This is a genomic window from uncultured Croceicoccus sp. (assembly GCF_947496385.1).
Classification (GTDB): domain Bacteria; phylum Pseudomonadota; class Alphaproteobacteria; order Sphingomonadales; family Sphingomonadaceae; genus Croceicoccus.
In genome coordinates this window covers 146367-163813 of sequence record NZ_CANMCP010000004.1, presented here as the reverse complement: position 1 = coordinate 163813, position 17447 = coordinate 146367, and the positions used below count along the sequence as shown (strand labels likewise).

Genomic DNA, 17447 nt, shown 5'->3' with positions numbered 1-17447 from the left:
AGAAGGGAGGCGGCGCATCATCGTGCCGCCCGTTCAACCGCGAAGCGCAGGCAAAGGCAATGGCCGACACCGACATGCCCACCAGTAACACGCCCAAACGCGAAGGCGCGCCGCAGTCCCCGGCTCGCCACCCCATCCGGCAACCGCCGCGCACCGTCGCGATGATCGTACTCGTCATCCTGATCGCCGCGGGCGTGGCATGGTATCGCTACCAACCCGGCCTTGCGGCGCAGGCGGAGGCGGGGACGGCGTTCGGTGCGCGCACGGCCTGCTCCTGTCGCCAGATCGGCGGGCGTGACCTGTCCGATTGCAGGAAGGATTTCGAACCGGGCATGGACCTCGTGATGTTGAGCGAGGACGCCGACGAACGCAGCGTGACCGCGCGCGTGCCCCTGCTCGCGTCGAGCACGGCGACATGGCGCGAGGGGTACGGTTGCGTGCTCGACCCTTACGAGGGGTAGCGGCATTCTTCCTGCCGGTTCGACGGCAGTTCGGGCCATCCCTCGTTTCCGGCAAGCGGCGGCGGCGGCGGCGATGGAGCGGGCGGCGGCGGAACCGTGGCCTGGCACCGGTTCAGCGTGCCACCCCGCGCCACGCAGTGGTCGATGGCCTCGTCCCGCATGGTGCGGGCCCGCCGCTGCTCTGCGGTCAGTGCGGCGTCGTAGGCGGCTTGCAACCTTGCATCCTCTTGCCGCGAATTGCGGCAGATGGGAATGTTGCGAACCTCCGACACCGCCGCAATGGCACCCGCGCCGCACTCCGCATGCCAGCGCCGTTCGACCGCCGCATCGCGGACGATGCTCTCGAAATAGACAAGCCCCTCCGCCCCGACGCGCAGGATGTTCTGCGGCTCCGGCCCGGCCCCGATCGCGAGCCGGTTGGCATCGTCGCGCAACAGGCCCGCCTGTCGCGAGAACGCGAGCAGCGGCCCATCCGCGTCATCGAGGCGGAAGCATCCACGGGCGAGCACGATGCGGTGGCGACCATAAAGGTCCACGAAACTCTCATCGGTGTCCATGTCGACGGCGACCACGTGACGCGGCGGCGTATTCACGATCCAGAGCTTGACGAGAGCGGACAGATCGCCCGGCACCGGCGTCAGACGCACAGGCGCAAAGATCCGCACCCGGTCCGCCTGCGGCGCGGACAGCAAGGTTCCGGCCCCGAACGGCGGATCGTCCATCGTGACCCCCACGGGCAGTCGCGCAACCTCGGCAGGCGGCAATTCCGCCACGTGCAATCCAAGGGGCGGTCCGACATATTCCGGCTAATCGCCAATAAACACATCGATGAGCGCCGCGAGCGCCAGCGCGGTCCATGCCGCGACCAGCACGCCCGCGCGTGTCATCCGGGCAGGGTCTCGCTCGCCCCCGTCTCCTCGATCCAGCCGCCGCCGATCACCCGGTCCCCGCAATAGAGCACCGCCGCCTGCCCCGGCGCCACGCCATATTCAGGCGCGTCAAACAAAATGCGCGTTCGCGCCCCGTCGCCCAATGGCCCGTCGAGCGTGACCGGTACCGGCTTCGCAAGCGAACGAACCTTTGCGGTAATGGGTGCATCCGGCACAGGGCCGATCCGGTTCGTCTCACCGATTACCGCGCTATCCACGGCGAGCAACCGCTTTGGCCCCACAAGCACGCGCCCCGCATCGGCGTCGATCCGCACGACATAGAGCGGTTCGTCCTGCCCCCCGATTTCGAGGCCGCGCCGCTGCCCGACCGTATAGTGGATGATGCCCTTGTGCCGGCCCAGCACTTCACCGCTGAGCGCATGGACGATGTCGCCCTTGTCCTCGGCCTCCGGGCGCAATTTGCGTACCAGCGCGGCATAATTGCCGTCGGGCACGAAGCAGATGTCCTGGCTGTCCGGCTTCCCCGCGACGCCGAGGCCGAGCGCGGTGGCGATTTCGCGCACCTGCGACTTGGGCAATCCGCCCAGGGGAAAGCGAATGAAATCGAGCTGCGCCTCGGTGGTGGCGTAGAGGAAATAGCTCTGATCCCGAGCCGGGTCGGCGGCGCGGTGGAGTTCCGGGCCGTGCGCGCCCATCGCCCGCCGGACATAATGCCCCGTTGCCAGGCAATCGGCGCCCAGATCGCGAGCCATCGCGAACAGATCGGTGAATTTGGGCCCGATATTGCACCGGATGCAGGGAACGGGCGTGCGGCCGGCCAGATATTCGTCGGCAAAGCGGTCGACCACCTCTTCGCGAAAGGCGCTTTCATGATCGAACACGTAATGCGCGATGCCGAGCCTGTCGGCCACCGCGCGCGCATCGCGAATGTCGTCCCCCGCGCAGCATGCGCCCTTGCGCTTTACCGCCTTGCCATGGTCGTAGAGTTGCAGGGTGACGCCAATGACCTCAGCCCCGCTCGCGGCGGCGAGGGCGGCCACGACGGAGCTGTCCACGCCGCCCGACATGGCGACGACGATACGTTTGTCGCCGGGCGCGACGCCGAGTTGAAAGAGCGCGCCGGCATCGAGACCGGCGGGAAGCGCGGGAGCGGCCTGTGTGGTAGGGGCGGAAACGGGATCTGACATGGCGCACGCGATACACGTTTCCCCGCCGCCGCGAAAGATGCGCGCAAAAGGCGCCCGCCCCCACGCACCGGGCGGCGCGTTTACCCGATGATAAGGCTTCTCCCCATAAACGGATAGCGGGACCGGCCCGTCGTTCACGTGGCGATGGCGGCGCGCCCCCAAGAGCTTCCGTGCGGGATGGCAGAACCCGCAGGCGTAACGAGGAACCGATGATCGAGAATCAGAAAATTACCCCGGCCATGGTGATCGGGCCGCAAGGCGAACCGATGACGCTGGACGATCTGCCGCCGCCCACGACGCGCCGCTGGGTCATCCGCCGCAAGGCCGAGGTCGTCGCCGCGGTCAGCGGCGGCCTGCTCACAATTGACGAGGCATGTGACCGTTACGCGCTCAGCCTCGAGGAGATCGCGTCGTGGCAACGCGCGGTCGAACGCTCCGGCATGAAAGGACTTCGCGTCACGCGGATTCAGAAATATCGCGACAAGTACAAGCGGCAGATGAATTACTGATCCCCGAACGGAACATATCGCGCAGGCCCACGTTTCCCTCCCAATATCGAAGGAGGCATGACATGGGTTTTATTATTGCATTGATCGTTGGCGGTATCATCGGTTGGCTCGCCAGCATCGTGATGCGCCGGGATGCCTCGATGGGCATTTTCTGGAATATCGTGGTGGGCATCGTCGGTTCGTTTCTCGGCCGGCTCATCGGCGGGCTGTTCGGTGCCGGTTCGACGTTGACCAGCTTCGATCTCGTCGGGCTGTTGTTCTCGTTCATCGGTGCGGTTGTCCTGCTCGCCATCGTGAACATGGTGCAGCGCGGCCGCGTTCGCTAAGGCGATAAAGAAAAGTCCGGTACCGGACCCGATAGAGCGCCCTGCGGCGCGCCTGTCCCGGTCCGGTTTGCAATGGGCTCGCCATATGGCGGGCCCATTTGCGTATAGGCACCATTGCCCCGCACCGGTCCGCGGCACCGAATCCTGCGACACGCGGATTTCGCATGTGCGGCTTGTTTCGGGTGATATAGTTGTGTAACACAGCTTATTCTTCAAATCCCGTCCGGGGCTGGGGCGGATTCGGGCAGTGAGCCATATGCAATACGAACATTCGATCGGTTCCGCGCCAGGGGGGGAACTCGCGCGCGACACCGACACGCAATCCGTCGATGCGGACGGCTCCGTCGTGACGGAGTACGAAGCGGACGAACGCCTCCATTCGACCCGGCGGCGCCGGATCATCATCACCGCCGTGGTGGTGGTGGTGGCGCTGATCGCGCTGGCGTTCTTCCTGTCGCGGGACGAGGCGCCGGCGGTCGGCGACGAAGAGATCGCCGCAGGGGCGGAGGTGCCCGCCGTGTCGGTGGTGATGCCCGGACGCAGCAATGTCGAAGGCGCAATCACCACGAGCGGCACGCTATCGGCGCGGCGCCCGGTTCCCGTCGGCTCCGTCGGCGAGGGCGGCGAGGTGCGCAGCGTGCGCGTCGATCAGGGCGACTGGGTCCGGCAGGGGCAGATCCTCGCCGTGATCGACCGTTCGGTGCAAAGCCGCCAGGTCGAGGCGCAGCGCGCGCAGGTCGAGGTGGCGCGGTCCGATGCGCGCCTCGCGCAGGCGAATCTCGACCGCGCGTCGCAACTCGTCGAGCGCGGCTTCATCAGCAAGGCCGACATCGATCAGCTCACCGCGACGCGCGATGCCGCCGCCGCCCGCGTCCGCGTGGCGGAGGCGCAGCTCGGCGAGCTCAACGCCCGTAATGCGCGGCTCAATATCGTGGCGCCTGCGTCCGGGTTGATCCTCACGCGCAGTGTGGAGCCGGGGCAGGTCGTGGGCGGCGGGACGGAATTGTTCACCATTGCCAGCGGCGGCGAAATGGAAATGGCCGCACAGATCAGCGAAAGCGATCTGGCGCGGCTTTCCGTCGGCGTTCCGGCGCGGGTCACCCCCGTCGGCACCGAGCAGGCGTTTGCCGGTCAGGTCTGGCAACTTGCCCCGACCATTGACGAAGCCACGCGGCAGGGCACCGCGCGCATCGCGCTCCCCTACGACCGCGCCCTGCGGCCGGGTGGCTTTGCAAGCGCGGTCATCCAGGCCGGCACGTCGAGCGCGCCCGTGCTTCCCGAATCGGCGCTTCTGTCGGATCAGGACGGCAGCTATGTCTTCGTTCTGGGCGACAACAATCGCGTCCGGCGCAAGGCCGTGCGGACCGGGATCGTCACCCCGCGCGGCATCGCGGTGACCGAAGGGCTCTCGGGAAACGAGCGCGTCGTCCTGCGCGCGGGCGGCTTCCTCAACGACGGCGACGAAATCGAACCCCGCCTGGTCAAGCGCGAGGCCGCACGATGACGGGATCCGCCGCATGAACGTCAATCGCATTTCCGAATGGTCGATCCGCAACCCGATCGTGCCGATCGTCATCTTTGCCGCATTGCTGTTCGCCGGCATCATCGCGTTCAACCGGATGGACGTGAACAACAACCCGGACATCGATTTTCCCGGCGTCACCGTGACCGTCGTGCAGCCCGGTGCGGCCCCGACGGAAATCACCACGCAGATCACGCAGATCGTCGAGGCCGCTGTCCGTTCGATCAACGGTGTCGACCAGATTCAGTCGACGGCGAGCGAGGGCAGCAGCTCCACCTTCGTGCAGTTCGAGATCGGCGTCGATCCGAACGATGCCGTCAACGAGGTGTCGAACGCCATCGATCAGGTGCGCGGCGATTTGCCCGACGGCATCCTGGAACCGCGGGTGAGCAAGGTGAACGCGGGCGGCAACGGGCCGATCGCCTATTACGCGGTGAGCGCCGACGACATGACGATGGAACAGCTCAGCTGGTTCATCGACGACACGATTTCGCGTCGCCTCCTGTCGATCGAAGGCATGGCCTCGGTCAGCCGCGCGGGCGGTGTCGACCGCGAGATTCGCGTGGTCGTGGATCCGTCGCGGATGCAGGCCTATGGCGTCACCGCGGCGCAGGTGAATGCGGCGCTGCGTCAGATCAACACCGACGCGGGCGGCGGCCAGACCGAGATCGCCGGATCGCGGCAATCGGTGCGCGTGCTCGGCAATGCGGAAAGCGCGTACAACCTGCGCGAAACGCGGATCAACCTCCCCGGCGGGCGCGCGATCCGCCTGCGCGACATCGCCGATGTCTACGACGGATATTCCGAACAATCCTCGATCGCCAAGATCAACGGCCGGCAGGTCGTGACCTTCGGGATGGAGCGGGCCAAGGGCGCCTCGGACGTGAGCGTCTACGATGCCGCGCTGGAGGAACTCGCCGCGATCGAGCAGGAAAATCCCGGCATTCATTTCACCCAGCTGTTCACGAGCGTGGAATATACGAAATCGCAATATGACAGCTCGATGGAGGCGCTGGTCGAGGGGGCGATCCTCGCCGTTGTCGTCGTGTTCTTCTTCCTGCGCGACTGGCGCGCCACGCTGATCAGTGCGGTGGCCATTCCGCTGTCGGCGATCCCGACGTTCTGGTTCATGGACATGATGGGCTTCACGCTCAACACGCTGTCCCTTCTGGCGCTGAGCTTGGTGGCGGGCGTGCTCGTCGATGACGCCATTGTCGAGATCGAGAATATCGTGCGCCACATGCGCATGGGCAAAACCGCGTTCCAGGCCTCCATCGACGCCGCCGACGAAATCGGGCTGGCCGTGGTGGCGACGACGATGTGCATCGTCGCGGTGTTCCTGCCCGTGGCGCTGATGCCGGGGCTCACGGGGCAGTTCTTCAAGAATTTCGGCGGGACGGTGGTGGCCGCGGTGCTGATGAGCCTCGCCGTCGCGCGCATGATCACGCCGATGGCGGCGGCCTATTTCCTGAAGGCGCACGGCCATGCCGAACATGGCGAGGGCCGCGGCATGGACATCTACATGCGCGTGCTGCGCTTCATGATGGATTCGGACAAGGCGGAGGCGTTCAAGCAGCGCCATCCCTCGCCGATCGCCTTTCTGGTGCCCGGGCTCATGTTCGGGCTTACGGTGTTCGCGATCGCGCTCGTGCTGATGTTGGCATCGGGCGGGTTTGCCGAGCTTTTCGGGTCGCTGCTCCAATCCGCGATCGCAGGCGGCACCGCGTTTGGCGCGATGCTGGCCATCGTGCTTCTCTTTTCACTCATCGGGGCGTTCTTCGGGTCGGGCACGATGATGGGTCGCGCGCGCAATTTCGGCCACCGGGCGCAGGCACGGGCGCGGGACCATCGGCTCTGGGCATTCTACATCGGCCTGTTCGCGCTTGTCGCGACGGTCGCATTGTTCATGAACATGCCGCAGGAGTTCCAGCCGCAGACCGATGCGGACGACAGCCGTGTCGATATTTCTATGCCGCCCGGCACCACGATCGAGCAGACCGAGATCGTCGCCGACCGGGTCACCGCCCTCCTAGAGGAGCAGCCCGAGGTTGCCAGCGTCATGGAACGCGTGAACGAAGGTTCCGCGCGGCTGTTCATCACGCTTGTCCCGGCCAGCGAACGCGATTCCAAGAGTTTCGAACTGGAGCGCGCGCTCACCCCGGCGCTTCAGGAAGTGGCCGACGCCCGCGTCAGCTTCGCCTCGCAGGGCGGCGGATTTTCGGGCCGCGCGCTGTCGATCATGCTCACCGGGTCCAACCCTGAACAGCTCGATCAGGCGGCGCAGACGCTGATCGAGCAGATGCGTACTATACCCGAGGTCGTCGCCCCGAGGATCGAGGCGGACCTCCAACGTCCGGAACTCATCATAACGCCGCGGCTCGACCTTGCCGCGCAACTGGGCGTGACGACCGCCTCATTGAGCCAGGCGATCCGTATCGCCACACTGGGCGAGATTGACCAGAACGCGGCGAAATTCTCGCTGTCGGACAGGCAGGTGCCGATCCGCGTGATCTTGGACCGTTCGGAACGGCGCGACATCGACACGATCGCCAATCTGCCGGTGCCCACCGCGACGGGCGGGTCCGTCCCGCTCAACCGCGTCGCCGAGATCAGCTTCGGCGCAGGCCCCACGCAGATTCAGCGTTTCAACCAGGCCCGCCGCGTGCTCATCGGTGCCGACCTTGCCGCCGGCGCGGTGTCCGGTCCCGTGCGGGAGAAGATCGACCAGCTGCCGATCATGCAGAACCTGCCCACCGGCATATCCAACCGCCCCGTCGGCGACGCCCAATGGCAGGAGGAATTGAACCAGAACATGATCACCGCGGTGATCACGGGGATCCTGCTGGTGTTCGCGGTGCTGGTCCTGCTTTACAAGCGCGTCGTGTCGCCTCTGGTGAACATGACCTCTCTTCTGCTCGCGCCGCTGGGCGGGCTGCTGGCGTTGCTGCTGGTGGGGGCGATGACCGGCCTGCCGATGCCGATCTCGCTGCCGGTGTATATCGGGCTGCTGATGCTGCTCGGCATCGTGGCGAAGAATTCCATCCTGCTGATCGATTTCGCGCTGGAGGAGATGGAAGCCGGTGTTCCCAAACGGGAGGCCATCATCGATGCGGGGCACAAGCGTGCGCAGCCGATCGTCATGACCACCGTGGCCATGGCGGCGGGCATGGTGCCGACGGCCATTTCGCTTTCGGGCGATGGCGCGTGGCGGCAGCCGATGGGGATTGTCGTGATCGGGGGGCTGATCATGTCGACGCTCCTGACGCTCGTCATCGTGCCGGCGGGTTTCAGCCTTGCCGACGGGTTCGAAAAGCGTATCGGCCCGCGCCTGCGCCGCTGGCTGCTCACCTATCGTCCGGGGGAGGGGGAGCCCGCCCCCGCCGAAACGCCGCGTCCCGCCGTCCAGCCCGCACCATAACGGCCCGTCTTGCCCGCACCCCGGCTCAATTCGACCATGCTTGCGGACGACGTGCAGGACCGGGGACGGACCATGCGCATGTTCGCGACCGGGCTGCTCGTGCTCATGGCGGTCGTGTTTTTCGTCTCGCGCCGGTACGACGACATTCCCGCCATCGGGTTCGTCACAGCCTTCAGTGAGGCGGCGATGGTCGGTGCGCTGGCCGACTGGTTCGCGGTGACCGCGCTGTTTCGCCATCCGCTGGGCCTGAAGATTCCGCATACGGCGATCATCCCCACGAACAAGAACCGCATTGCCGACAATATGGCGAGCTTCCTACGCCATAATTTCCTTATTCCGCAGGTCGTGGCGCGGCGCATGCGCCCGATGAACCTCGCGCGGGCGGCGGGCGATTTCCTCGCGGACCCGGAACGGCTGGCCCAATCGAATGTCGGTGCGGGGGCGGCCGCGCTCTTTGCCGAGGTGCTGGAATCGCTCGACCCCGATCGCCTCGGCGCGCAGGTGAAGGACGGGCTCAAACGCCAGCTCGAAGGGATCGAGATCGCGCCGGTGCTGGGCGAGATCCTCGCAGGCGCGATCGCCGACGGGCGCCATCTTCCGTTGATGGACGGGGTGATCCGCTGGGCCGGGTTGACGCTGGAGGATAATGAGGCGCTCGTCCGGCAGATGATCAGCGACCGGGCCAATTCGCTGCTGCGCTGGACCGGGCTCGATGCGAAACTCGCCAATTCGGTGCTCGACGGGCTTTACCGCATGCTGGCCGAGATGCTGGTCGATCGGGACCACCCGCTCCGCGCGAAGGCGCAGGAGGGGCTCGACAGCCTCGCCCACGACCTCGTCCACGACCCGGCGATGCGGGCCAGGGTCGAGGGGTTCAAGACCGAATTGCTGAATAACCCGGCCGTCGGCGCCTGGTGGCAGGGGGTGTGGGAACGGATGCGGCACAAGCTCATCGCGCTGGCCCGCGACCCGCAAGCGGTGTCGGGCTATCTGAGCGGGACGCTGACCGACCTGGGCCGGGCGTTGCAATCCGATGCACGCCTGCAATTGCAGATCAACCGCTTTGCCCGGCGCAGCGCGGTCGGCGTGACGAGCCGTTACGGAGATCAGCTGGTCCGGCTGGTTTCCGAGACGGTCAAGGGGTGGGACGGGGCCACGATCACCGACCGCGTCGAACGGGCGGTCGGGCGCGATCTGCAGTTCATCCGCATCAATGGCACGCTAGTCGGCGGGCTTGTCGGGGTGGCGATCCATACGCTGGAAATCTGGCTGCCCTGATGGGGCCTAGGTAAAAACCTCTAGGTGCGCGTTTCCCGATATTAGCGCACGATCGATACGCTTTCCGTTGGGCGATACGACCAACCCGCCCGCAGACGGAGAGTGTCATGTCCGCCATCACCGACGCGCTCGAGCATGAGGTAGGCTGCGCCCGCGCCCTTCGCCAGCAAGATCGTCGCGACCGCCGCTGCAAATCTCAGGAAAACCGGCATTTCGACCGGATCATGGCGCTGCTCGGTCCGCGCATTCGCCATCTGACGCGCGCCTACGGCCTCAACGCATGGGCCGACGATGCGGAGCAGGCCTGCGCGATCGCGGTTCACCGGGCGATCGATGACTATGATCCCACCATCGCGCGCTTCACGACCTTCGTGACATGGCCGCTGCGGGGCGAGTTGAAGGTATTGCGCAATCGCGTTCGCCCGGAGCTGCGCGAAACGAAGGCGCCGATGCGATACAGTGTCGTGCCACTCGATCATGGCGAGGGGGAATATGCCGAACTCGTCGACGTGTCCGCGCTGACGCGGGTGGAGCAGGGTGCCGCCCGCCGCCTGGCCCAAGGGGCGCTCGACCGGCTTTTGTCGGAATACGAACGCGGCATCATGGACCGGCTGTGCCGGGATCTTGCCACGGCGGATGGCTCCCGCGGGGGACGGCCGGGTTCTGTTCGTGCCGCTGCCATCGACGGTATTAAGGGCGTTCTGCGCAAGGAACGCGAGATTGTCGCGCGCTATGTCTTTGCCGATGGGAAAGATGACAAGTTTGCCGAGAACGATGACGAGTTTACAGCGGAGCAGCAGCGCCAGATCAGCCGGCGGGTCCTGCGCCATCTGAGCGCGAAGGCGCCTGCTATCTGAGCCTTGCGGCGACGCGTCCGCGTCAAGGCCCCGGCCGTTCTCCCGACACTCGATCGAGCCGTGCTGGCAATTGCGCCATGATCGCCTTTCGCTCCCCCGGTGCAAGGATCGCCCATCGTGCGATTTCGTCCAGCGTGCGTCCGCAAGCCGTGCACCATTCGCCCGCGTCGTCGAACGTACAGACCTTCCGGCAGGGCGAGGGGATCGTCATCGAGGGGCCTTCATGAAAAACCCCCGGCGTGCATGTCGCGGCCGGGGGTTTCCCGCTTATCTTGGAACAGGGTTCAGAGCTTCCCGGTCAGTTCCGGCACCGCATCGAACAGATCGGCGACGAGACCGATGTCGGCAACCTGAAAGATCGGGGCATCCTCATCCTTGTTGATGGCGACGATGACCTTGGAATCCTTCATGCCCGCAAGATGCTGAATCGCCCCGGAGATACCGATCGCGAAATACACCTCGGGCGCGACGATCTTGCCCGTCTGGCCGACTTGGTAATCGTTGGGGACATAGCCCGCATCGACGGCCGCGCGGCTGGCACCGACGCCAGCGCCCAGCTTGTCGGCGAGCGGCATGATGATCTTCTCGAAGGTTTCGCCATCCTTCAACGCGCGTCCGCCCGACACGATGATGTTCGCACTGGTCAGTTCGGGCCGGTCGCTCTCGGCGAGCTGCTGCCCGACAAAGCTCGACAGGCCGGCGTCACCGGGACCGCTCGCATCCTCGACGCTGGCGGATCCGCCGGTCGCTTCCGCCTTTTCAAAGGCGGTGCCGCGCACGGTGATGACCAGCTTCGGATCGCTCGATTCGACGGTGGCGATGGCATTGCCGGCATAGATCGGACGGGTGAAGCTCTTGTCCCCCTCGACCGAAAGAATGTCGGAAATCTGCATCACGTCGAGCATCGCGGCGACCCGCGGGGCGATGTTCTTGCCCGTGGTGGTGGCGGGGGCAAGAAACGCGTCGAACCCTTCCATCAAACCAGCGATCAGCGGCGCGACGTTTTCGGCCAGCTGATGCTCATATGCGGCATTATCGGCTTTGAGCACCTTCGACACGCCGGCGACCTGCGCGGCGGCATCGGCGACCGCGCCGCAACCGGCGCCCGCGACCAGAACGGTCACATCGCCCAGCTTCGCCGCGGCGGTGACGGTGGCGAGCGTCGCATCGCCCAGTTCGGAATTGTCATGATCGGCAAGGACGAGCGTGTTCATTTCGCAACTCCCATGGACTTCAGCTTGGCAACCAGCGCGTCGACGTCCTCGACCTTTTCACCTGCCTGGCGCACCGGCGGTTCGGATACGTTGGTCACGGCGAGGCGCGGCGCGGTGTCGACCCCGTAATCGCCGGGCGTCTTGGTATCGAGCGGCTTCTTCTTCGCCTTCATGATATTGGGCAGCGAAGCGTAGCGCGGCTCGTTCAGGCGCAGGTCGGTGGTGACGATGGCGGGAAGCGTGAGCTTCACCGTTTCGAGGCCACCGTCCACTTCGCGCGTGACGGTCACGGCATCGCCGTCGATCTCGACCTTGCTGGCAAAGGTGCCCTGCGGCCGTTCCATCATCGCGGCGAGCATCTGCCCGGTCTGGTTGGAATCGTCGTCGATCGCTTGCTTGCCGAGCAGGATGAGGCCTGGCTCTTCCTCGGCGGCGATTGCCTTGAGGATCTTCGCCACGGCCAGCGGTTCGACATCGTCGTCGGTTTCGACCAGGATCGCGCGGTCGGCACCCATGGCGAGCGCGGTGCGGAGCGTTTCCTGCGCCTTTGCCGGGCCGATGGATACGGCGACGATCTCTTCGATCTTGCCGCCTTCCTTCAAACGGATTGCTTCTTCGACGGCAATTTCGTCGAAGGGGTTCATGCTCATCTTCACATTCGCGAGATCGACGCCGGAACCGTCGGATTTCACCCGCGGTTTCACGTTATAATCGATCACCCGCTTTACGGGTACGAGAGCCTTCATGCGCTTGTCTCCCAAGTTTCATAGAAATTCAAAGGGGCGGTATGGTCATAACACACCGCCCCGCAAATGGTTCACGCGGCCTTTTTGACCTGCGCGACGATCTTTTCCGCTGCGTCGCCCAGATTGTCGCCCGACACGATGGGAAGCCCCGAATTTTCAAGGATTTCCTTGCCCTTCTCGACATTCGTCCCTTCGAGGCGAACGACCAGCGGCACCGACAGGTTCACTTCCTTCGCCGCCGCGACGATGCCGTCGGCGATGATGTCGCACTTCATGATCCCGCCGAAGATATTGACCAGAATGCCCTCGACCGCCGGATCCGACAGGATGATCTTGAACGCCGCGGTCACCTTTTCGGTCGTGGCGCCGCCGCCGACGTCGAGGAAATTGGCCGGGAACGCACCGTTTAGCTTGATGATGTCCATCGTCGCCATGGCGAGGCCGGCGCCGTTCACCATGCAGCCGATATTGCCGTCGAGCTTGATATAGGCGAGATCGTGCTTGCTCGCCTCGACCTCGGCGGGGTCTTCCTCGGTCTCGTCGCGCAGTTCCTCCACCTCGGGGTGGCGATAGAGCGCGTTGCCGTCAAAGCTCATCTTGGTGTCGAGGACCAGCAGCTTGCCGTCCTTCGTTTCCACCAGCGGGTTGATTTCCAGCATCTCGCCGTCGAGCGCCATGAACGCTTCGTAAAGCTGCTTCGACAGCTTCTGCGCCTGCTTGTTGAGGTCGCCGTCCAGCTTCAGCGCGAAGGCCACCGCGCGCCCGTGGTGCGGCATGAAACCCTGCGCCGGGTCGATGGTGATCGTCGTGATCTTTTCCGGCGTCGAATGCGCGACGTCCTCGATATCCATGCCTCCTTCGGTCGACACGACCATGGCGACCTGGCCGCTGGCGCGGTCGACGAGCAGGGCGAGGTAATATTCCTCGGCAATGTCGACGCCATCGGTGACGTAGAGGCGGTTGACCTGCTTGCCCTCGTCGCCGGTCTGCACGGTGACGAGCGTGTTGCCGAGCATGTCTTCGGCATCGGCGCGCACGTCGTCGATGCTCTTGGCGAGGCGGACGCCGCCCTTCGCATCGGCATCGAGTTCCTTGAACTTGCCCTTGCCGCGGCCGCCGGCGTGGATCTGCGCCTTCACGACATAGAGCGGTCCGGGCAGCTTCTTGGCCGCCTCGACCGCTTCCTCGACGGTAAGCGCGGCATGGCCGGCGGGGATGCCGACGCCGAAGTCCGCGAGCAGTTCCTTAGCCTGGTATTCATGGATATTCATGGACGGTCCCTATCGTCTAGAGTGAGTCTGATGGCGCGGTTGCCCGCTTTTTGCATCCATGTCCCGCATTTTGCAGCCATGGCTCGCATTTTGCATTTGCGTAAAGCATAGCATTGCACGCTTGAAAAGGGCTGCTGCCGCTTTGGTGAGGGCGCAATGCGCAAATGCGATGCGATTGCAAAGAGTGGAAGGCTGGCGGCGCCATGTTCAACGCCGGACGATAAGGGGCGAATGATGACAAAAGCGAATGCAGAACGCCTATGATCGACCAGACGCGCCTCGACCGGATCATGGAGGAGGCAGGCGGTATCGCCATGGCCATGTGGCCGGGGGCCGGCCATGCGCCGGAACGCTGGAAAAAGGACGATAATACACCGGTTTGCGCGGCCGATATCGCCGTAAACGCTTTCTTGCGGGAGGAACTGGCGCGCCTGCTTCCCGCGGCGGGCTGGCTTTCGGAGGAAACGGCCGATGCGCCCGATCGCATCGCCGATGGTCTGATCTGGCTGGTCGATCCGATCGACGGCACGCGCGATTTCCTGCGCGGGCGAAGCGGATGGGCCATTTCCGTCGCCTTGGTCAGCGCGGGCCGCTCGCTCCTCGCCCGATTGCAGGCCCCGGCACGCGGCGAATCATGGTCTGCGGAGGCGGGGAAGGGGGCGACGCGCAACGGGGCGGCCCTGCGCGTGCGGCGGCGCGAATCGCTTGTCGGTGCGCGGGTTCCCGTCGATGCGCTGCCCAAGATCGACCGGATCTTCACCATGGTCGACAAGCCCAACAGCATCGCGCTGCGTATCGCGATGGTCGCGGCGGGGGAGGCGGATCTCGTCGCGACGCTGCGCTGGGGCTATGAATGGGACATCGGCGCCGCCGGTCTTATTGCAAGAGAGGCGGGCGCCATCGTCACCGACGCCTTTGGCCAGCCCTTTGCCTATAACAAGCGCGACCCGCGGGCGTTCGGCGCGCTGGTCACTGCGCCCGGTATCCATGCCCCCGCACTCGCCCATATAAAGGAGCGGGCCGACCGGCTGTCTGCCGGGGCCCGCCCTTCGTAACGGAAATGCCCGCGATCAGTTGCGCGCGGCGTCGACTTCTTCCTGGCTGATGGGAATGATCTTCAGCTCGACGCGGCGGTTCTGCGCGCGGCCAGCCTCGGTGTCGTTCGATGCGACGAAATTCGTCTCACCAAATCCCTGCGACGCGATGCGGGCCGCAGGTACGCCCTGCTGTATGAGGTAGTTCGCGACGGCCTCGGCGCGCTGCTTCGACAATTGCAGGTTATAGCTGTCGGAGCCGGTCGAATCGGTATAGCCGTACACGTCGATCAGGCTGTTGGGATAGGTGCGCAGCGATTGCGCGATCGAATCCAGCGTACTGCGGAACTGCGGCTGAATCGTGTAGCTGTCGACGGGAAAGGTCACGCCGTTCGGCAGGTTCACGAGGATCGAATCGCCGTCCTCGCGCACGTCGACACCGGTGCCGGCGGTCTGTTCGCGCAATTCCTTGATCTGCTGATCCATGGTGTAGCCCACCGCGCCGCCGGCCACGCCGCCCACGCCCGCGCCGATGATGCGCGCGGTCTTTCCGCCGATGATCCCACCGAGCAAATAGCCCGCCGCCGCGCCGCCCGCAGTGCCCAGAACGGTGCGGGAAACCTTCTGCTCCCCGGTGTTGGGATCGGTAACGCAGCCGGCAAGACCGATCAGCGACACAGCGGCAACGGCGGTGGTGAAATAGCGTTTGGCCATGTAAATATCCTCTTTGACGCGCCCGGGCGGTTGAGTGACAACATCTTCGAAAAATTGGTTCGGGCGACTATTGGCAATTATAACGCGCGGAACATGCGCCCGGTTCCGTATCGCGACCGCCATCGCGGCGCTTGCCGCGCGGGGGGAAAGGGCGCTATCACCCGAATTCCGAATTCCACCCCCGTTCTGGCCAAAGGCGCCCGGCTTGTCCCCCTTCCCCTGGACTGATCTTCTCATCATCGTCGGGCTGATCCTGCTCAACGGTGTGTTCTCCATGTCGGAACTCGCAATCGTGTCGGCACGCCCGGCCCGGCTCGGTCGGATGGCGCAGGAGGGCAGCAAGTCGGCGCGCGTCGCGCTTTCGCTGGCCAGCGATTCGGGCAAGTTCCTGTCCACGGTGCAGATCGGCATCACGCTGATCGGGATTGTCGCGGGTGCCTATTCCGGGGCGAGTCTCGGCGATCCGGTCGGGGAGCGGCTGGCCCTGCTCGGCATTCCGGCGAATATCGCGGACGAGGCGGGTTTCATCCTCGTCATCGCGCTCACCACCTATCTCAGCCTGATCGTGGGCGAGCTGGTGCCGAAACAGATCGCGCTGCGCGGGCGGGAGCGGATCGCGATGCTGACCGCGCCGCTGATGGCGTTGCTGGCGCGGATCGCGCTGCCGCTGGTGTGGTTGCTCGACCGCTCGACGGATGTGCTGCTGCGCCTGCTCGGCCTGCGGGGAAGCGGCGAATCGGGTGTCACCGCAGACGAGCTTCACCTCATCATATCGGAGGCGACGCGGTCCGGCGCGATCGAGGAGGCCGAGCGCACCATCATGTCGGAGGTGCTGCGCCTGTCGGACCGTCCGGTGCGCGAGCTGATGACGCCGCGGACCGAGATCGACTGGGTCGACCGGCGGGCGAGCATCGACGATCTGCGCGCCGTCATCAACAGATCGCCGCATTCGCTGCTCCCGGTGGGGCAGGGGTCGGTTGAAAACATCATCGGCGTCATCAAGGTGCGCGAGGCGATGGCCGTGCTGATGAAAGGACGCCGTCCCAATATCTCCCGCATCATGCGCAAGGCGGAGGTGATCCCGGACCAGGTCGATGCGCTCGACGCGCTGCGCATCATGCAGCGCGGCGACGTCGCCATGGCGCTGGTGCACGACGAATATGGGCAGTTCGAGGGGATCGTGACGCCGGCCGACCTGCTGTCCGCGCTGGTGGGGCATTTCGTGAGCCACGCGGACGAGGGCGACGATCCGATGGTGGTGGAGCGCGAGGACGGGTCGCTGCTGCTGTCCGGCGCATTGCCGGTGGACCGCCTGCCCGAATTTCTCGGCATCGAGGTGCCGGAGGATCGCGAATTCGCCACGCTGGCGGGATTCACGCTCTGGGTGATGAAGCGCCTGCCGACAGAGGGTGAGCATTTCACGGATCAGGGCTGGCGCTTCGAAATCGTCGGCATGGACGGGCGCCGCATCGACAAGCTGCTGGTCAGCTGCGAAGTGCCCGCGCCGCCCGACGCGATGTCGGACGGCGATCCGGGCGAGGTGTGAGCAAGGTCCGGCGGAACCGCCCGCCGGACATCATGCCATCGATCAGCCTTCGGGAATGACCGCCTGCGCCTCGCCGCCGTCGCCCTGCGGCGCGGCGATGATGTCGCGGGTGACGACGCCCTTGTCGACCGTGTTCGTGGCCGTATCCCCGACCGAGGAGCGGATGCCCGCATCGGACGCGCCGGCGCGCGAGATCGCCGTGCTTTCCACGCCGCTCCGGCTCGCCGGGCCGCCGAACATCGCTTCCAACGCCTGCTGACTGCTCGACGGGTCCTGCGGGCGGGGGGCGCCGGGTTCGGGCGGGGTGAGCGTGAAATCTGGCGGGAGAGCCAGCGGCGCCTGTCGCGCGACGATCATCTCGTCCGGGGCATCGCGGTCGAACAGGTTCAGTCCGGCACCGCAACCGCCCAGCATGGGCAGCGCGGCCAGAACGGCGAGAGCGGAAAATTTGCGCATTGGGTATCGTCTCCGGGC

Annotated in this window: 17 protein-coding genes; 9 read left to right on the top strand and 8 right to left on the bottom strand. The window is 65.5% G+C overall.

Going from position 1 to position 17447, the window contains the following annotated elements:
- The first annotated feature begins 59 nt into the window (after window positions 1-59).
- A complete protein-coding gene (locus Q0897_RS08445) occupies window positions 60-461 on the top strand; it encodes a hypothetical protein (RefSeq protein WP_299308850.1) in 402 nt (133 codons plus the stop codon).
- On the opposite strand, the gene Q0897_RS08440 is transcribed toward Q0897_RS08445, so the two are convergent.
- Window positions 449-1234 (bottom strand): hypothetical protein, encoded by a 786-nt coding sequence (locus tag Q0897_RS08440; RefSeq protein WP_299308848.1) that lies wholly within the window; start codon window positions 1232-1234, stop codon window positions 449-451. The two genes, Q0897_RS08445 and Q0897_RS08440, sit on opposite strands and share 13 nt — an antisense overlap.
- A gap of 110 nt (window positions 1235-1344) precedes the next feature.
- The gene (mnmA, locus tag Q0897_RS08435) at window positions 1345-2538 is read right to left on the bottom strand and encodes a tRNA 2-thiouridine(34) synthase MnmA (protein ID WP_299308846.1); all 1194 of its coding nucleotides are present in this window, start codon (window positions 2536-2538) and stop codon (window positions 1345-1347) included.
- A 209-nt stretch (window positions 2539-2747) separates the two neighbouring features.
- On the opposite strand from mnmA, the gene Q0897_RS08430 reads away from it, so the two are divergent.
- The 6 genes from Q0897_RS08430 (at window position 2748) to Q0897_RS08405 (ending at window position 10448) form a co-directional block, all read left to right on the top strand.
- Window positions 2748-3047 carry a DUF1153 domain-containing protein gene (locus tag Q0897_RS08430; RefSeq protein WP_202087029.1) on the top strand — a complete coding sequence of 100 codons (300 nt, stop codon included), beginning with the start codon at window positions 2748-2750 and terminating at the stop codon, window positions 3045-3047.
- 62 nt (window positions 3048-3109) lie between these two features.
- Window positions 3110-3373: a GlsB/YeaQ/YmgE family stress response membrane protein gene (locus tag Q0897_RS08425; RefSeq protein WP_239805259.1), complete on the top strand. Its 264-nt coding sequence runs from the start codon at window positions 3110-3112 to the stop codon at window positions 3371-3373.
- A gap of 247 nt (window positions 3374-3620) precedes the next feature.
- Window positions 3621-4877, top strand: a complete 1257-nt coding sequence (locus tag Q0897_RS08420; protein WP_299308841.1) for an efflux RND transporter periplasmic adaptor subunit — start codon at window positions 3621-3623, stop codon at window positions 4875-4877.
- Between the two features lie 13 nt (window positions 4878-4890).
- Window positions 4891-8313: an efflux RND transporter permease subunit gene (locus tag Q0897_RS08415; protein ID WP_299308840.1), complete on the top strand. Its 3423-nt coding sequence runs from the start codon at window positions 4891-4893 to the stop codon at window positions 8311-8313.
- Window positions 8314-8349: 36 nt separating this feature from the next.
- Window positions 8350-9591 (top strand): DUF445 domain-containing protein, encoded by a 1242-nt coding sequence (locus Q0897_RS08410; RefSeq protein ID WP_299308839.1) that lies wholly within the window; start codon window positions 8350-8352, stop codon window positions 9589-9591.
- Between the two features lie 107 nt (window positions 9592-9698).
- Window positions 9699-10448 carry a sigma factor gene (locus Q0897_RS08405; RefSeq protein ID WP_299308838.1) on the top strand — a complete coding sequence of 250 codons (750 nt, stop codon included), beginning with the start codon at window positions 9699-9701 and terminating at the stop codon, window positions 10446-10448.
- Between the two features lie 22 nt (window positions 10449-10470).
- Here Q0897_RS08405 and Q0897_RS08400 read toward each other — a convergent pair whose 3' ends face one another.
- The 4 genes from Q0897_RS08400 to sucC all read right to left on the bottom strand — a co-directional run bounded on the left by Q0897_RS08400 (window position 10471) and on the right by sucC (window position 13679).
- On the bottom strand, window positions 10471-10659 hold the full coding sequence (locus Q0897_RS08400; protein WP_299308837.1) for a DUF1289 domain-containing protein: 189 nt from the start codon (window positions 10657-10659) through the stop codon (window positions 10471-10473).
- A gap of 73 nt (window positions 10660-10732) precedes the next feature.
- Window positions 10733-11662: an electron transfer flavoprotein subunit alpha/FixB family protein gene (locus Q0897_RS08395; protein WP_299308835.1), complete on the bottom strand. Its 930-nt coding sequence runs from the start codon at window positions 11660-11662 to the stop codon at window positions 10733-10735.
- Entirely contained in the window at window positions 11659-12408 is a 750-nt protein-coding gene (locus Q0897_RS08390) for an electron transfer flavoprotein subunit beta/FixA family protein (protein WP_299308833.1), read from the bottom strand. Before Q0897_RS08390 ends, Q0897_RS08395 begins: the two co-directional genes overlap by 4 nt.
- A 71-nt stretch (window positions 12409-12479) precedes the next feature.
- Window positions 12480-13679 carry an ADP-forming succinate--CoA ligase subunit beta gene (gene sucC / locus Q0897_RS08385; RefSeq protein WP_299308832.1) on the bottom strand — a complete coding sequence of 400 codons (1200 nt, stop codon included), beginning with the start codon at window positions 13677-13679 and terminating at the stop codon, window positions 12480-12482.
- A 260-nt stretch (window positions 13680-13939) separates the two neighbouring features.
- Between sucC and Q0897_RS08380 the strand changes: the two genes are divergently transcribed.
- On the top strand, window positions 13940-14734 hold the full coding sequence (locus Q0897_RS08380; protein ID WP_299308831.1) for a 3'(2'),5'-bisphosphate nucleotidase CysQ: 795 nt from the start codon (window positions 13940-13942) through the stop codon (window positions 14732-14734).
- A gap of 15 nt (window positions 14735-14749) precedes the next feature.
- Here Q0897_RS08380 and Q0897_RS08375 read toward each other — a convergent pair whose 3' ends face one another.
- Window positions 14750-15427 (bottom strand): OmpA family protein, encoded by a 678-nt coding sequence (locus Q0897_RS08375; RefSeq protein WP_299308830.1) that lies wholly within the window; start codon window positions 15425-15427, stop codon window positions 14750-14752.
- A 205-nt stretch (window positions 15428-15632) separates the two neighbouring features.
- Between Q0897_RS08375 and Q0897_RS08370 the strand changes: the two genes are divergently transcribed.
- A complete protein-coding gene (locus tag Q0897_RS08370) occupies window positions 15633-16973 on the top strand; it encodes a hemolysin family protein (protein ID WP_299308829.1) in 1341 nt (446 codons plus the stop codon).
- A gap of 42 nt (window positions 16974-17015) precedes the next feature.
- Here Q0897_RS08370 and Q0897_RS08365 read toward each other — a convergent pair whose 3' ends face one another.
- Window positions 17016-17429, bottom strand: a complete 414-nt coding sequence (locus Q0897_RS08365; RefSeq protein WP_202087042.1) for a DUF3035 domain-containing protein — start codon at window positions 17427-17429, stop codon at window positions 17016-17018.
- Between the last annotated feature and the right edge of the window lie 18 nt (window positions 17430-17447).

What these genes read in the sequence shown, in the direction of transcription:
- Q0897_RS08445 (WP_299308850.1), top strand. Translation starts at nt 60, where the DNA reads ATGGCCGACACCGACATGCCCACCAGTAACACGCCCAAACGCGAAGGC.
- mnmA (WP_299308846.1), bottom strand. Translation starts at nt 2,538, where the DNA reads ATGTCAGATCCCGTTTCCGCCCCTACCACACAGGCCGCTCCCGCGCTT.
- Q0897_RS08430 (WP_202087029.1), top strand. Translation starts at nt 2,748, where the DNA reads ATGATCGAGAATCAGAAAATTACCCCGGCCATGGTGATCGGGCCGCAA.
- Q0897_RS08425 (WP_239805259.1), top strand. Translation starts at nt 3,110, where the DNA reads ATGGGTTTTATTATTGCATTGATCGTTGGCGGTATCATCGGTTGGCTC.
- Q0897_RS08415 (WP_299308840.1), top strand. Translation starts at nt 4,891, where the DNA reads ATGAACGTCAATCGCATTTCCGAATGGTCGATCCGCAACCCGATCGTG.
- Q0897_RS08410 (WP_299308839.1), top strand. Translation starts at nt 8,350, where the DNA reads ATGCTTGCGGACGACGTGCAGGACCGGGGACGGACCATGCGCATGTTC.
- Q0897_RS08405 (WP_299308838.1), top strand. Translation starts at nt 9,699, where the DNA reads ATGTCCGCCATCACCGACGCGCTCGAGCATGAGGTAGGCTGCGCCCGC.
- Q0897_RS08400 (WP_299308837.1), bottom strand. Translation starts at nt 10,659, where the DNA reads ATGACGATCCCCTCGCCCTGCCGGAAGGTCTGTACGTTCGACGACGCG.
- Q0897_RS08395 (WP_299308835.1), bottom strand. Translation starts at nt 11,662, where the DNA reads ATGAACACGCTCGTCCTTGCCGATCATGACAATTCCGAACTGGGCGAT.
- Q0897_RS08390 (WP_299308833.1), bottom strand. Translation starts at nt 12,408, where the DNA reads ATGAAGGCTCTCGTACCCGTAAAGCGGGTGATCGATTATAACGTGAAA.
- sucC (WP_299308832.1), bottom strand. Translation starts at nt 13,679, where the DNA reads ATGAATATCCATGAATACCAGGCTAAGGAACTGCTCGCGGACTTCGGC.
- Q0897_RS08380 (WP_299308831.1), top strand. Translation starts at nt 13,940, where the DNA reads ATGATCGACCAGACGCGCCTCGACCGGATCATGGAGGAGGCAGGCGGT.
- Q0897_RS08375 (WP_299308830.1), bottom strand. Translation starts at nt 15,427, where the DNA reads ATGGCCAAACGCTATTTCACCACCGCCGTTGCCGCTGTGTCGCTGATC.
- Q0897_RS08365 (WP_202087042.1), bottom strand. Translation starts at nt 17,429, where the DNA reads ATGCGCAAATTTTCCGCTCTCGCCGTTCTGGCCGCGCTGCCCATGCTG.